This is a genomic window from Halobacteriovorax sp., assembly GCF_048381875.1.
Lineage (GTDB): Bacteria > Bdellovibrionota > Bacteriovoracia > Bacteriovoracales > Bacteriovoracaceae > Halobacteriovorax_A > Halobacteriovorax_A vibrionivorans.
In genome coordinates this window covers 365780-378931 of the sequence record NZ_JBLXBP010000002.1, presented here as the reverse complement: position 1 = coordinate 378931, position 13152 = coordinate 365780, and the positions used below count along the sequence as shown (strand labels likewise).

At 36.9% G+C, this 13152-nt stretch carries 10 protein-coding genes; 7 read left to right on the top strand and 3 right to left on the bottom strand.

Translation table 11 applies throughout. The features are described 5' to 3' along the window. Positions 1 to 6 precede the first annotated feature (6 nt). On the top strand, positions 7 to 402 hold the full coding sequence (locus tag ACN5L8_RS06070; protein WP_419172607.1) for a hypothetical protein: 396 nt from the start codon (positions 7 to 9) through the stop codon (positions 400 to 402). A gap of 6 nt (positions 403 to 408) precedes the next feature. Here the strand turns inward: ACN5L8_RS06070 and ACN5L8_RS06065 are convergent, their stop codons facing one another. Then, positions 409 to 810: an alkyl hydroperoxide reductase gene (locus ACN5L8_RS06065; protein WP_419172606.1), complete on the bottom strand. Its 402-nt coding sequence runs from the start codon at positions 808 to 810 to the stop codon at positions 409 to 411. A 15-nt stretch (positions 811 to 825) separates the two neighbouring features. Further along, complete coding sequence (locus ACN5L8_RS06060; RefSeq protein WP_419172605.1) at positions 826 to 1248, bottom strand: hypothetical protein; 423 nt, start codon at positions 1246 to 1248, stop codon at positions 826 to 828. Positions 1249 to 1421: 173 nt separating this feature from the next. Here ACN5L8_RS06060 and ACN5L8_RS06055 point away from each other — a divergent pair, with 173 nt between their 5' ends. Continuing rightward, on the top strand, positions 1422 to 2822 hold the full coding sequence (locus tag ACN5L8_RS06055) for a phytoene desaturase family protein (protein ID WP_419172604.1): 1401 nt from the start codon (positions 1422 to 1424) through the stop codon (positions 2820 to 2822). Between the two features lie 3 nt (positions 2823 to 2825). After that, positions 2826 to 3296 (top strand): 3-hydroxyacyl-ACP dehydratase FabZ family protein, encoded by a 471-nt coding sequence (locus tag ACN5L8_RS06050; RefSeq protein ID WP_412474201.1) that lies wholly within the window; start codon positions 2826 to 2828, stop codon positions 3294 to 3296. A gap of 34 nt (positions 3297 to 3330) precedes the next feature. On the opposite strand, the gene ACN5L8_RS06045 is transcribed toward ACN5L8_RS06050, so the two are convergent. Further along, on the bottom strand, positions 3331 to 3765 hold the full coding sequence (locus tag ACN5L8_RS06045) for a hypothetical protein (protein WP_115361316.1): 435 nt from the start codon (positions 3763 to 3765) through the stop codon (positions 3331 to 3333). Between the two features lie 237 nt (positions 3766 to 4002). Here ACN5L8_RS06045 and ACN5L8_RS06040 point away from each other — a divergent pair, with 237 nt between their 5' ends. The 4 genes from ACN5L8_RS06040 (at position 4003) to ACN5L8_RS06025 (ending at position 13137) form a co-directional block, all read left to right on the top strand. Beyond that, the gene (locus ACN5L8_RS06040; RefSeq protein ID WP_419172603.1) at positions 4003 to 4587 is read left to right on the top strand and encodes a YajG family lipoprotein; all 585 of its coding nucleotides are present in this window, start codon (positions 4003 to 4005) and stop codon (positions 4585 to 4587) included. 3 nt (positions 4588 to 4590) lie between these two features. Next, on the top strand, positions 4591 to 4719 hold the full coding sequence (locus ACN5L8_RS06035) for a hypothetical protein (RefSeq protein ID WP_255509241.1): 129 nt from the start codon (positions 4591 to 4593) through the stop codon (positions 4717 to 4719). A gap of 60 nt (positions 4720 to 4779) precedes the next feature. Next, positions 4780 to 5043, top strand: a complete 264-nt coding sequence (locus ACN5L8_RS06030) for a hypothetical protein (RefSeq protein WP_115361312.1) — start codon at positions 4780 to 4782, stop codon at positions 5041 to 5043. A 246-nt stretch (positions 5044 to 5289) separates the two neighbouring features. After that, positions 5290 to 13137 (top strand): hypothetical protein, encoded by a 7848-nt coding sequence (locus ACN5L8_RS06025; protein ID WP_419172602.1) that lies wholly within the window; start codon positions 5290 to 5292, stop codon positions 13135 to 13137. Positions 13138 to 13152: the final 15 nt, after the last annotated feature.

Genomic DNA, 13152 nt, shown 5'->3' with positions numbered 1-13152 from the left:
GAAATCATGAAATTATTTATAGCTTTTATATTATCTTTTAACGTTTTTTGTCATGAGTTAGAGTATCAAAATTATCTAAAGCTTCAGAGTTCATTAGTTGAAGGCAATCTAAGTAATGCCTTAAAGTCTTGGAAAACAATGTGTGAGAAAGAACTTGGCCATTATGCTAAGGACTATAAGTATAATGACTGTGGCAAGAATATTGAAAGTGTTAGTGCTCTAAGAGACTCATTTAAACTTCTTTCAGAAATCTATATCAAGAATGGAAAGTCTCTTGAAAATAGCGAGCTAAAGATCGTTAAATGTCCAATGGCAAAGGCCCGTTGGATTCAAAAAGGTTCTGCTATTAAGAATCCATACTACGGAAATAAGATGCTTACTTGTGGTGAAATAGAGTCGTAAGAAGTATTACAAACTTCTTACTCTTTTATTTGATTTCCAAGCTTCTAAGAGGATTAAGCCGAAAGGCACCCACCAAATGATATCATTAAAGATGATATTCCATCCAAACTTTAGAGGAAATACATCTTGCATGATTGATTGAACAAAACCGATAGGGCCAAAGATTTTTCCAAGGAAACCTACTAGAATAATTGGCCAATGCCTAATCGGATTTGCTGCGGCAATGATATAGCCAAGGCCATAGACTGCGACGATCATTCCCACACATTGCCAAATTTGAGGGTAGGTTGGAATCTTTGCACCTGAAAGCTCAAAGGCCATGGTTGGAAAGAAGATTACCCAAGATCCCCATAGGATATTATAAAGGCCCGCTGCTATTAAAGTATATTTCATCCACTTCTTTTTCATTTTACTTTTTTCCCTTTACTCCATTTTAGAGATTATGATGACAAAAAGAAGAATACTTCTTGCTGTCCAAAAAACTGTACGGGCCCAATTTGAAAGAATGAGTTTGTCGATGCATTGATCATCTCTTTTACTTCCTAGCTTCTTATGAAGAGGCATGCTTATAAAGAAAGTTATCATCCAGATAAAAATGAGAAGTACGAGATTGATGATAAAGGCCATGTCTGGTTGCTTGATTGTAAGAAGTGTTGCTGTTGCTAATTCACATAGCATAAGAGGCAATACGATGAAGCTTATGGACTTAACATGAAATGCACTAAATGAATGAAAGCTCTTTTCATCGATAAATTTGAAAGAGGGGTAGTGAACAATTTGCACCATCCAGATGACACCACTCATGAGTAAGCATAGGGAAAAGTGAATAAGTGTTAACTCTTGCATTTCTAAGCTCCACGAAACTAATGATAAGTTTAAGTTGTCTTAAGTTCTTAATCAAGACTATGTGTATAGGCTTCTTCAGCCTTTTTTTTTACCTATACAGTTAAGACTTTGCGAAATCGTTTAGTAAGCTTTAAATGATTTGTGATATGGTATGAAGAAAACGGAATAACTTTATGAAAGAGTATGATGTTGTCGTTCTTGGTGCAGGTATGGGCGGGCTTGCTGCCGCTGCCTTGTGGGCTCAGAAAGGTGAGCGAGTATTGCTTGTGGAATCTCACTATGCTGGAGGAGGTTGTGCAGGATACTTTAAGCGAAAGCAAGGATATTACGATGTCGGTGCAACAACACTAAGTGGCCTTGCCGATGGCCGCCCAGTAAATAAGATCTTAAAAAAACTAAATTTAGATTTAAAAACTTATCACTGCAATCCAGGGATAAAAGTTAATACAGAAGATGAAGTATTTAACTTCTACGCTAGTTTAGATGAACTTAACGATGAGTTAATAAGAGTCTTTAATCTTGATTGCTTAAAGACGCTAAAAAAGTGGCAGGCCCTAGAGGATCTTCTTTGGGAGAGTCTTGATTATGTACAGGACTTTCCAAATATTGGTCCTTCAACAATTAAGAAGTTCTTTATGAATCCAACAAGAAAACTTCTTAAACACCCTAAGCTTTTTACATCATCTTTTTATAATTACCTTCCTAAAGAGATGAAAAAAAATAAGAGATTTATTCGTGTCTTAGATCAACTACTTCTCATTAGTACTCAACAAACATCTAAGACATGTCCTGCATTTATGGGAATACTTGGCTTCTTCTATCCGCTTGATACCCACGCTATTGAAGGTGGAATGTGGGGATTAGTGAAATCCTTAGAGAGTATGATTCAGTCATTTGGTGGTGAGATTAAATATCGCTCTACTTGTGAGAAAATTGAAAAAGAGGGCGGGGCGTATCTTATCTCAACAAATAAAGAGCAGATTAAATGCTCAAAGCTAATCTCAAATATTTCTCCAGAAGTTTTTGATTCATTATTTATGGATAAAGAGTTAAAGCAAGACAAGGGAAAGATTTGGGGTGCTATGACAGCCTATTTTAGCTTCTCAAGTAAAATACCTATCACTGAATTATATCAGCAAGTTCATTACCGAGATGGATCACTCTTCTTTTCATTCTCACATCCTGATGATCAGCACCGCTCTGAAGGTATGCAAATGGTAACAGTGTCTACCCATGTTGATTGCGATGGTTTTGATCAAAGAGATGATGCTTATAAAAATAAAAAAGAGAAGTTTAAAACAGACGTTCTGGATGCTTTTAATAAATGCTTTAAAGAGCATGAAATTGATGAGGTGGCCTTTGATAGTGTCGGCACTCCATTAACATTTAAGCACTATACAAAAAGACCTAATGGAGAAGTAGGTGGTCTGATTCATAACTCAGCACTTTCTCTGCTTCGCTTAATTCCTAATAAAATGAAAAACGAAAATATATACTTTGTTGGAGACTATACATTTCCAGGACAAGGAATTGTCTCTGTCTTTCAGTCTGCGCTAAATACCATTAAGGAGTAAGAAATGAATAAAACACAAATACAAGAGTTACTACATCATCGAGATCCATACTTAATGGTTTCTGAGGTTACGAAATCAAGTGAGAATGAAATCGAGTCATTAAAAACCTTCTCTGGGGATGAGTTCTTTGTCAAAGGCCACTTTCCAAATGCACCAGTCGTTCCAGGGGCAATGATTCAGGAGTTTTGCACTCAAAGTGCAGGAGTTCTAATTACAAAGTATCACTCACCAGTTAAAGATTATAACTCTAATAAAACCAAGGGCTGGGCCTTGGGGGTTCTAAATAAAGTTCAAGGGGCAAAGTATTTAAGTATCGTGAAGCCTCAAGGTGACTTAAAGGCAAAGGTTAAGCTCATTGATAAGATGGATAATCTTTTTAAGTTTTCAGCAGAGGTTTATCAAGAAGATGAACTTAAAGCTAAGTTGAAATTTAGCCTTGTGAATATCAGTGATGACTACCTAACAGGAGAATGATTATGTTTGGCCTTGGAAGTAAGAAGAAAAAGTATTAAAGATTGATACAATCGTAAGTATCAAAAGTCTTTGATTCGATATCGTAAAGGTAGAGCGCCTCATAATACTTCTTTGTGTAAGCAGCATATAGGCCTCCTGATTGTGGGTTTCCACAATAGTAGCGCGTATCATGCTCTAGTCGATAAAGCGCAGTTGAGCCGCTACTGAATTTTTCAACATCTTTTTGTGCTTTAAGATATGCGCTTTGAACTTCATCGTAGAATGGAAGCTCTGGTGTGAACTCCACACACTCGTATTCTTTTAGATCTCTTAAATCAGTATTATCAATATAGTAGTAAAGCTTAGAATCCTGTTTGAAATAGATTTTAATATGAGACTCATGCTTTCCGCAGTAAAGAGCGCCATTTCTTGGACGGGCCGAAACCTGGAACGAAATAGTGATTAACAGAATTAAGCTAAGTAACTTCATATATTTGCCTTTGAATAAATTTTCTTATTTATATACAGCAAATTAAATATCTTGAGTTAAATAATGTATTTTTGACAATGTTTAGTTCACAGCAAATAAAGTCATCCCAAATTATTCTTGTATAATCTATAACTTAGCAAGCAAATCTCTTTTGTATCTTAAGTTGTTGATTTTGTTCATATTTTGTCTCCCTAAAGCCGATTAATTAGAAAAGATAATGATTTAAGAGGAGAGGTTATGTCCAAAGGTCTAGCGATACTTAGTTTAATGTTTTTATGCTCTTGTGCCTTCACTGATGTGAATATTCAAAGAGAGTATTATTCTAAATCCACTGAAAAGAGCAGAAGTAATACCAGAGTTTATGTCCATGTTGATAATAAAGAGGACCGAGTTGTCGGTGTAAAGAAGAATGGTTATGGAATCGATACTGCTCAGGTATATTTACCAACGTCGCAATCTCGCTGGTTAAAAGATGCCATCGAAAGTGAATTGCGTATCCAAGGATTTATCGTTTCTAAATTTCGTAAACAAAGTGATGTTGTACTTGATGTAAAAATTAATCAATTATTTGTTGAACCAGATGTTGGATTTTGGGCAGCAAGCCTGATTGGTATCGCAGATTTAAATGTAAGGGCAAAAATTAAAAAGGGACACGAATACGAAAGAAACTTTGTAGAAGTTGAAAGATCAACTGAGATGGTATGGACAGACACTGATATCAAAGAAAGATTCAATGGTGCTGTATCAATGTGTCTAAGTGATATCGCCTTAAGACTAAGAGAATTATTAAGATCAAAAAATACAAAAGTAGCAAAGAGGTAATCAATGAGAAATTTAATATCAATTCTAATGCTTTTATCACTAGTAAGTTGTGCTTACGGATTAAAGCATATCGATGCATCTAAAAAGAGTGATTCTCAGTGGAAGAAGGTGAGTAAAAAGAAAAGTAATTAAGATAAACTCAGATCGCTAATACGTGATTTTTTAATTTAGAATTCATGCTACAATCGCAATATGAGTAATTGCTGTTCAAATAATAATGATGAAAAGAGTAAGGAAGTTGATCTTGAGAATCTCGACGGATTGATTTGTTATTGTTTTAAAAAATCAAAGAAAGAATTATTTGAAGCTGTAAGATGTAATAATCAAACATTAATTGTGGATGAGATTAAAGCTAAAATGAAAGATCCAGGCTGTTTTTGTGAAAGAGCAAACCCATCAGGGAAGTGCTGTTTGGCAGATGTCATGGCCTTTATTAAAGCCGCGTCTAAGAATTAATATCTTAAGGGCCTTCTCGCGCTCGCACAAATAAAAGTAAGTACCTGTTTTTACTTGTTCCTCTTTGGTCTAGCCAATAAAATTTGCCGGTTTCAATTTATTTTGTTTGCAGTGTTCAGAAATTACTAAACATAAATAGATATAATTACGATGAGATAAAGGATTATTGTTTGTGGGGAGGCATAGTCGCTTACAATCATCTATGTGTTTTCCTGAAAACAATTTTTCTTTAATTGACGGTAGAAAATGAACAAAATATTGCTAAATTTTATTCTTATAATCTTAGCGTTCACAATGGTGTCCTGTGATGACTCACTTGAAACTGAAGGGAGTCTTACTGTCACTCCTGGCGCTTTTGAAATCACTATTCTAAGACCTAGCTCAGATGGAAGTTCAATTTCTGGTTATAGTGTAATTTCTGGCCATTGTGGTAAGCCAGGTTATCCAATTGAGGTAACAGGTGCTGTTAATTTATACTCGATCTGTCAGAGTGATTATCATTGGGCAGCACCAGTTTCAGCATTAGAGTCAGCAGTGGGAGCTGTTACAGTTAACGTTCAATTAAAAGATAAAAATATGAGTGGAGGCTCTTCTGTTGCTTCAAGAACCTTTACTAAGCAAGACAATATCTGTGAGGATTCTGCAAATTTAACTAAATTATATGCCAACTCAGAAAGTGCAGATGGATCTTTGATTCCATATAAAATTTGTACTTCTCAGCAATTTTTAAATATCGCTCTTAACCCAAACTCAAGATTTCAACTCGCGACCGATATCGATTTTGCTGGTCAAAATATTGTTCCTATAGCTGCTGTCTTCTCAGGTGAACTTAATGGTCGAGGATATGCTCTTAAAAATTATATTATCAATCGTGCCGCTGATAATAGTGTTGGGATTTTCAAATATATCTCGGATGCAAATATTAGTGAATTACATATTCACAACGCACAGGTGACGGGGAATAGTCGTGTTGGTTTACTCGCAGGAGACTGGAGAGGAGCTGGAACGATTAATAGCATCAGAGTTTCAGGGAAAGTAAATGCAATTACTATGGCCGGTGGTTTAATCGGTTTGGGTAATAGCTCAAGCTCACTTAATATTTCTGACTCTCAAATACAAGTTGATGTTAATGCCAATAACTACACAGGTGGAGTGATTGGTTATATCAATACTAACGACGGCCTTTTAAATGTTAGCAATACAGACATCTATTCAAATGTAGCAGGCCATGACTATGTTGGTGGTTTTGCCGGTTTAATTTTAGAGCCAAATCAAACTTTTACAAATGTTCACCACAAAGGAAGTATTACAAGTACTGGTGTTGTGGTTGGTGGTCTTATTGGAGAGAGTGCTGGGGGAAGCTTTGATAATGTTTCTCATATTGGCTCTGTTGGAACTTCAAAAGACGCTGTTGATGTAAATGTTGGTGGTCTAATTGGACACGCCAAAGGTACGCATTCCATAAGTAATTCTAAAGTCGTCTCTAATATTACCTCTGGTGGTAGCTACACTGGTGGATTAATCGGACGATTACTATCTGGATCGATAACAAACTCTTATACGAGAGGAAGTATCGTTGTTAATGAAGATTACTATAATAGTGTTGTAAAATTTGTTGGAGGTCTAGTTGGTAATATTAACTTAGACTCATCAATCTCAGGTTCACACTCTCATGTCGATATAAACTCTACTGCTTACTATGTTGGAGGCCTTGTCGGATTCCTTGGTGGAGAAAATACAACGATTGATAGCTCTTATTCTGTAGGAGCGATAGAGGCAATGACTTCAAATGTTGGAGGCCTAGTTGGTTTTATGAGTGGGAAGTCTATTACAAACTCATTCTCTCATTCAAATATCACGATTACGAACCCAACTCCAAAGGCATATATTGGTGGTATCGCAGGTTATACTAAAAAAAGTGATGTTATTTTTGATAAATTATACAACTCTGGAAGTATTCACTTTAATAATGGTATTGCAGATAATGTTGGTGGACTCTTTGGTTATGTTGAGGCCCAAAGTATTAGCAATGTTTTCAATACTGGAAATATTACTGGGGCAAGATCTTTAATCGGAGGAATTGCTGGTTATCTAAAAACACCAATATACAATGCCTATGCTGGTGGAAATATAAGTGGGTCACTTCGTTATATTGGTGGTATTGCAGGCCTTGCTTTTCAAAATAATATCAATGATGTTTTTGTTAAGGCCAACTTAGAAGGTGATGGAAATATTGGTGGTATTACCGGCTGGTATATCGATGATGCAACAACCATTACGAATGCCTATATGGTAGGTAGTATTAATAAGTCTTCAGACTCAACGTTAGGGGAAAGTATCTTTGGACCGGTTTTTGGAACGAGCTCAAACGTCAACTTAGCTAATAACACATTCTTCTTGGACTCGATTACATTTACAGATATGGCCTCTGCAGAACCTTTTAATGGTTTCAACAGGTTCGGGAATCAACTTACTGCTGAGGAAATGGCATCTGAATTAAGTTATACAGGATTTAGTTTTGCTGGTGCAAATGATTGGTCCATGCCAAGTGTCGGATTCAAACTTCCAGGTGAAACTCTTGATTATAACTACGCTATTTTTGATTTTATGAATGAGGCCAATTATGGTTTTAATTCGATTCAAACTTTTAGTGATGACCCAATTAATGAGGAGACACCAAATTTATTTGGGATTGGATCAGAAAAGACATTAAGCGCTATTGCAGCAAATACTGAACAATTAGACATTATAACTTCTACAGATCCCGTCGCAAATGTAAGTGTGGGAACCTACTCAATTTCATTTACATATCCAGATGCCAATGGAGCTCCAATTGCAACGACTAAGTTAATTCACGGAGAGTGTGGAGTTGTTGGAGAAGAAATTAGTATCACAGGCTCAGTAACATTATCGACGATATGTCAGAGCAATAATCGTTGGGTAGCACTAATTGATGCAACAGAACTTACATCGGGTACTATTACAATCAATGCTCAACTAAAAGATGATACAGGTGCCATCGTATCTCCGCTTATTACTAGAACTCTTAATAAGTCTATTAGTAGTAACTCTTGTAGTGATAGTGGTGCTAGTGGCTCTTTATATGCAAATTATAATAGCGGCGGTAATGGTGACACCATCCCTTATATTATTTGTAATCCAAATCACTTTAAAAATATTGAAGTTAATCCTAGTGCAAAATTTGAACTTGCTAATGATATTGATTTTGCAGGTAGTACAATTAATCCGCTAAATGGGAATTTTACTGGAGTCTTAGACGGTAAAGGTTTTGCTGTTAAAAACTTTGTCATTAATAGGCCATCTGCTAGTAATGTGGGGATTTTTAAAACCATGAGTGGTGCCACAGTTAAGAATATTGATTTCTTAAACTTCTCAGTTAATGGATATACAAAAGTTGGCTCAATTGTTGGAAATGCTAATGGAGTAAATACTTTTGATAATATTACGCTTGAAGGTAGTGTAACAGGTATTTTAAATACTGGTGGTATGATCGGTGTGGCCAGCTCTAGCGCTACTTTAAGTATGAGCAATATTTCTAGTACAGTTAATGTACAAGGGAATAATTATACCGGTGGCCTCATCGGTATCGTCACTTCAAGTGATGGAAGCTTTAGCCTTGATAATATTGACTTAAATAATACTGTTAATGGTCTTGGATATGTTGGGGGATTAGTGGCCCAAATTCAAGAACCAAATACAACTATTACTAATGTTAATTCTGATTCAAGTGTATTTGCTTTTAATAATTATGTAGGTGGTCTAGCTGGAGAAATTGCTGGCGGAAGTATTTCATTTGTCACAATAACGGGAGATATTTCTTCGCCAAAAGATGCAAGTGATGGCCATGTTGCAGGACTTATTGGACGCTCTGTTGGAAGCGTTAACCTTGATAATTGTAGTTTTACTGGAAGTATCAGTGCTGGCTCTTCTCATGTTGGAGGGATACTTGGATCGGGAAGTAGTGCGACAATAACTAATTCAACTAGTTCCGGAACAATCTCTGTTGCGGATGATCGTTATAATTCTGTTACTTCATATATTGGAGGAATTGTTGGTCTGCTTAGTGATGACTCGACAATTCATGACTCTAATTCATCAATGAATATCAATGCGCAATCTAATTTTGTCGGTGGTATCGCTGGCCGCTTTCATGGTGAAAACTCTATCATGTATAATGTTTTCTCTACCGGAACAATTGATGCAAGAACTTCATTTGTTGGTGGAGTCGCTGGATATTTCTTTGGTGAAGAATTTAGAGACTCATACTCAACTTCAACTGTTAATATTACCAATCCAACACCAAGATCTTATATTGGTGGCCTTTTAGGATATGCCAATTCATGGACCTCTCGCTTTGAAAGACTTTATGCGACTGGTGACGTCATCATCAATAATGGTACTGCTGATTATGTAGGTGGATTGATTGGATATTTTAGAGGCGGCTACCTTGAAAATTCTTATGCAAGCGGGAATGTCTCTGGCGTAAGAAACTCTTCAGGAGCGCTGGTCGGTCTACATCGAGGTGATACAAGAGGCTGCTTTGCTACTGGTAATATCACTGCAAGCGGTCGCAATATTTCTGCATTGATTGGTTATCAATTAGAAGGAAGTATTACCGATTCCTTCAGTACTGGAAATGTTGAAGCCGACGGAAGTGCCGGAGGTATTGTCGGATATTTAAATTCAACAATTGTGGACTCGGTTACTGATGTCTATGCTCACGGTATCGTTACTCAAAATACAGGCTCAAGTTTCGACTCTTTAACTATGGGGGCCATTCTTGGTGAGGAGTTTTCAGCAGGTTCTTTATCGGTCACTCAATCATTTTATATCCAAGAAAATAGAGATGACTCTTTTAACACTCTTGGAAGTGCTGTTGCACAGGCCAGTGCAAGTTCAGCAGGAAGGTATACGAGTTTCGACTTTGTCTCATCTCCCGGTTGGCGTGTACCAGACGAAGGCTATAATTTAGAAGGGCATGGTGCCTTCACTGCTCCAATCCTATCTTGGATGGGGGGCTCAATACCAAATTCAAGAAAGATTAGTGGCTCTATTGCTAATCTTAATCATAGTGGGATTACTTTGAATCTAAATGGAGTAGAGAATCTATACATCCCAGCAGGGGCAAGTAGTTATCAATTTGCTACTGAGCTTTTTGATACCGATTCTTATAGCATTACAATTGCTAATCCTACAGTAAACCCTACAATCAACTGTAGTCTCGCTAATGCCTCTGGAGTTATCTCTGGTTCAGATATCACTAATGTAAATTTAACTTGTCCAACTTTTACTTCAATTAGTTTATCGGCAAGTCAAACAGTCTTAGAGGTTTCAGGAAGTGCTCAGTTATCTGCAATATTAAATTTAAGTGATTTATCGACAATCGATATAACAAACTTTGCTAACTATGCAGTTTCTCCTTCTGGTGTTGTAACTGTCGATTCTACAGGGCAGGTCGTGGCCACAAGTGCTGGGACAACAAGCGTTTCTGCGAGTTTAAATGGGCTGACCTCTAACGGAGTAAGTTTTACGAGTACCATTACTGGTGGTGTAAGTAACTTATCAAGTGCTGCAGTTTGGATTAGAGGAACGCCAATTAATAGTCCTGTGATTAGTTGGACAAACCCTGCAGAAAGTTTTGACTCTATTGAGGTCGGACTTGGTTCATCTGCAGGAACTGATAGTATCGCAAGTTTTACAAATGTTGGAACGAATCAAAGTCACAGCTTCTCAAATCTTACTGGAATTGTGGAATGTTCCATTATTTATCCAAGTGCTAGAGTGAAATCCTTAGGTGGAACTTATGGTAGTGTCGTAACTGATACGCTTGGTTTCCGTTATGATAATACGAGTCCCGTATTCTCTTCAAATATTTCTGTTTCAGGTGAGGCATCTCAATCGGTTGCAACAACTACATCTTGGTCTAGTGCCACTGATAACTGTGCCATGAGATTTTATGAGTTAGCAATTGGAACGAGTCCTGGTGCTAGTGATATCACGTCAGGTTTTAAGTATATTGGTAATGTGACTTCTTATCAGGCTCAAAATGGCCTTAATGGGATGAATATAAATCTAAGTACTGGTGTGGATTATTATACATCTGTAAGGGCCGTTGATTATGCCGGTAACGTATCTACTGTTATGACTTCAGCTGCATGGCAAATTACACCTGTTGAAGATTCACTTCCAAATATGTTGGTATGGCTTGATAGTGCCGACTTATTAACAGTAAAAGATAATCTTGCAATTTCAGCAGATAGTCCTTCTTTTAATGGCAATGTTTATACATGGGAAGATAAGTCAGCTAGTGTCAATGTTCATAATGCTATCGCTGATGCTACTTCAGACCCAGACTTTATAAGTGGAAATATAAAGTTTAATGGATCAACTACTTATTTAAAAATTCCAGAGCATGCTGACTTAAATTTAAGTACCGATATTGAGAAAAATTTAACTATTTCTGTTAAGACTGAAAATGATATCAATACAAGGCAAGTCATTTATGAAGAAGGTGATGCTAATCGCGGAATGAATATTTATATCGACAGTGGAAATCTCTATTGTGGATTCTGGAATAACTCAAATGACGGTGACGGAGTTCAGCCTTTTGTGTCTGTTTCTTCACCAATTTCAACTGACTCAACTTACCATATAACCTGGTCACTGGATTATAGAAATTATGCTGGTGCTGCAGGCCCTGATGGTTCAGTTGAGTGTTATATTAATAACTCTTCAGTTGGAAGTGTTGCGACTACTTCACGTTTATTTTCTCACGCTGGAGATATTGGACTTGGTGCTTTATTGAATAGTTCTCATTTTCATGATGGTGTGATTTATAGTAATCAGGATTACTTCTTTAAGGGAAAAATATTAGAATTTATTATTGCCGCTTCAACTCCTGACGCTACTGGAGTTAATGCTATCCATGATTATTTAAGAGGGAAATGGTCTGGTAGTGAGCTAAGTTCACCAAATAATTTGGCCTTAACTAATAACTCAACTCAAACAAGTAGTGCTACTTTAAGCTGGTCTCCAATTCAGTCATCATACTTTATTCTTGACCATTATGAATTTGCTATTGGTACCACTGCAGGTGGTGATGATATCTTAGGATGGACCAATATTGGTACTGTTGAAAGTTATCAGGCCATTGATGGCGTGGCAGGTATATCTTTATTATTAAATGAAGGTGTCGATTACTATATTTCAGTTAAGGGAGTTGATACGAGTAATAATGACTCTCTAATTGCCACATCTAATGTATGGCAAGTTTACGATATTGCTAGTGGTGGACTACCTTCTACGATTCTACACTACGATGGCCAGGACTTAGCCAGTATCTTAGACCCTTCAGGTTATGACGCTAGTGATCCGCTTTTTTCTGGTGTTGCGAGTACGCTACTTGATATTTCTGGAAGTGGAATAATATATGACTGGAGTATTCAGTCGGGGGCAGGAGCAAATTATAATATATCAACGAATGCCCTTGAATTTGCGGGGGATACAACTTATCGACTTTCAACTCAAGCTGGAATTAATGATACGGTTACGACTTCAAAAAATATAACGATCTCATTAAAAACAGGGGCCAATATCAGTACGACTCAAGTTGTTTATGAAGAAGGTGGATCGACTAGAGGGATGAATATTTATATTGATCAAGGGAAGTTATATTGTGCATTTTGGAATACTGTTGATGATGGAGATGGCGCGCAACCATTTATTCAAATTAACACACCTATTAATGCTGATTCTGTTTACCATGTATCTTGGCTCTATGATTACTCTAACTATACTGGCCCTGACGGGGCAAATGGATCTTTAGAGTGTGTTGTTAATTCAAATAGTATTGGTACTGCATCAACCACAACAAGAGTCTTTCCTTCAAATGGTAAAAGTGGAGCAATTGGTCTTGGTGGCCGCTCAGGTAAAACAAATCTTTTAAGTGGAACAACTGGTGGTGGTAGTGGTGATTACTTCAATGGAGAAATTAATGAAGTTATCATAACGACTGAAACTCCAGATGTTAGTATGATTCAGTCCGTACATACTTATCTCAATAGTAAGTGGTAAGTGCCATGCACCTTT

Excerpts from the sequence above, each read along its gene's own strand:
- ACN5L8_RS06070 (WP_419172607.1), top strand. The coding sequence starts at position 7 with ATGAAATTATTTATAGCTTTTATATTATCTTTTAACGTTTTTTGTCAT.
- ACN5L8_RS06065 (WP_419172606.1), bottom strand. The coding sequence starts at position 810 with ATGAAAAAGAAGTGGATGAAATATACTTTAATAGCAGCGGGCCTTTAT.
- ACN5L8_RS06060 (WP_419172605.1), bottom strand. The coding sequence starts at position 1,248 with ATGCAAGAGTTAACACTTATTCACTTTTCCCTATGCTTACTCATGAGT.
- ACN5L8_RS06055 (WP_419172604.1), top strand. The coding sequence starts at position 1,422 with ATGAAAGAGTATGATGTTGTCGTTCTTGGTGCAGGTATGGGCGGGCTT.
- ACN5L8_RS06050 (WP_412474201.1), top strand. The coding sequence starts at position 2,826 with ATGAATAAAACACAAATACAAGAGTTACTACATCATCGAGATCCATAC.
- ACN5L8_RS06045 (WP_115361316.1), bottom strand. The coding sequence starts at position 3,765 with ATGAAGTTACTTAGCTTAATTCTGTTAATCACTATTTCGTTCCAGGTT.
- ACN5L8_RS06040 (WP_419172603.1), top strand. The coding sequence starts at position 4,003 with ATGTCCAAAGGTCTAGCGATACTTAGTTTAATGTTTTTATGCTCTTGT.
- ACN5L8_RS06035 (WP_255509241.1), top strand. The coding sequence starts at position 4,591 with ATGAGAAATTTAATATCAATTCTAATGCTTTTATCACTAGTAAGTTGT.
- ACN5L8_RS06030 (WP_115361312.1), top strand. The coding sequence starts at position 4,780 with ATGAGTAATTGCTGTTCAAATAATAATGATGAAAAGAGTAAGGAAGTT.
- ACN5L8_RS06025 (WP_419172602.1), top strand. The coding sequence starts at position 5,290 with ATGAACAAAATATTGCTAAATTTTATTCTTATAATCTTAGCGTTCACA.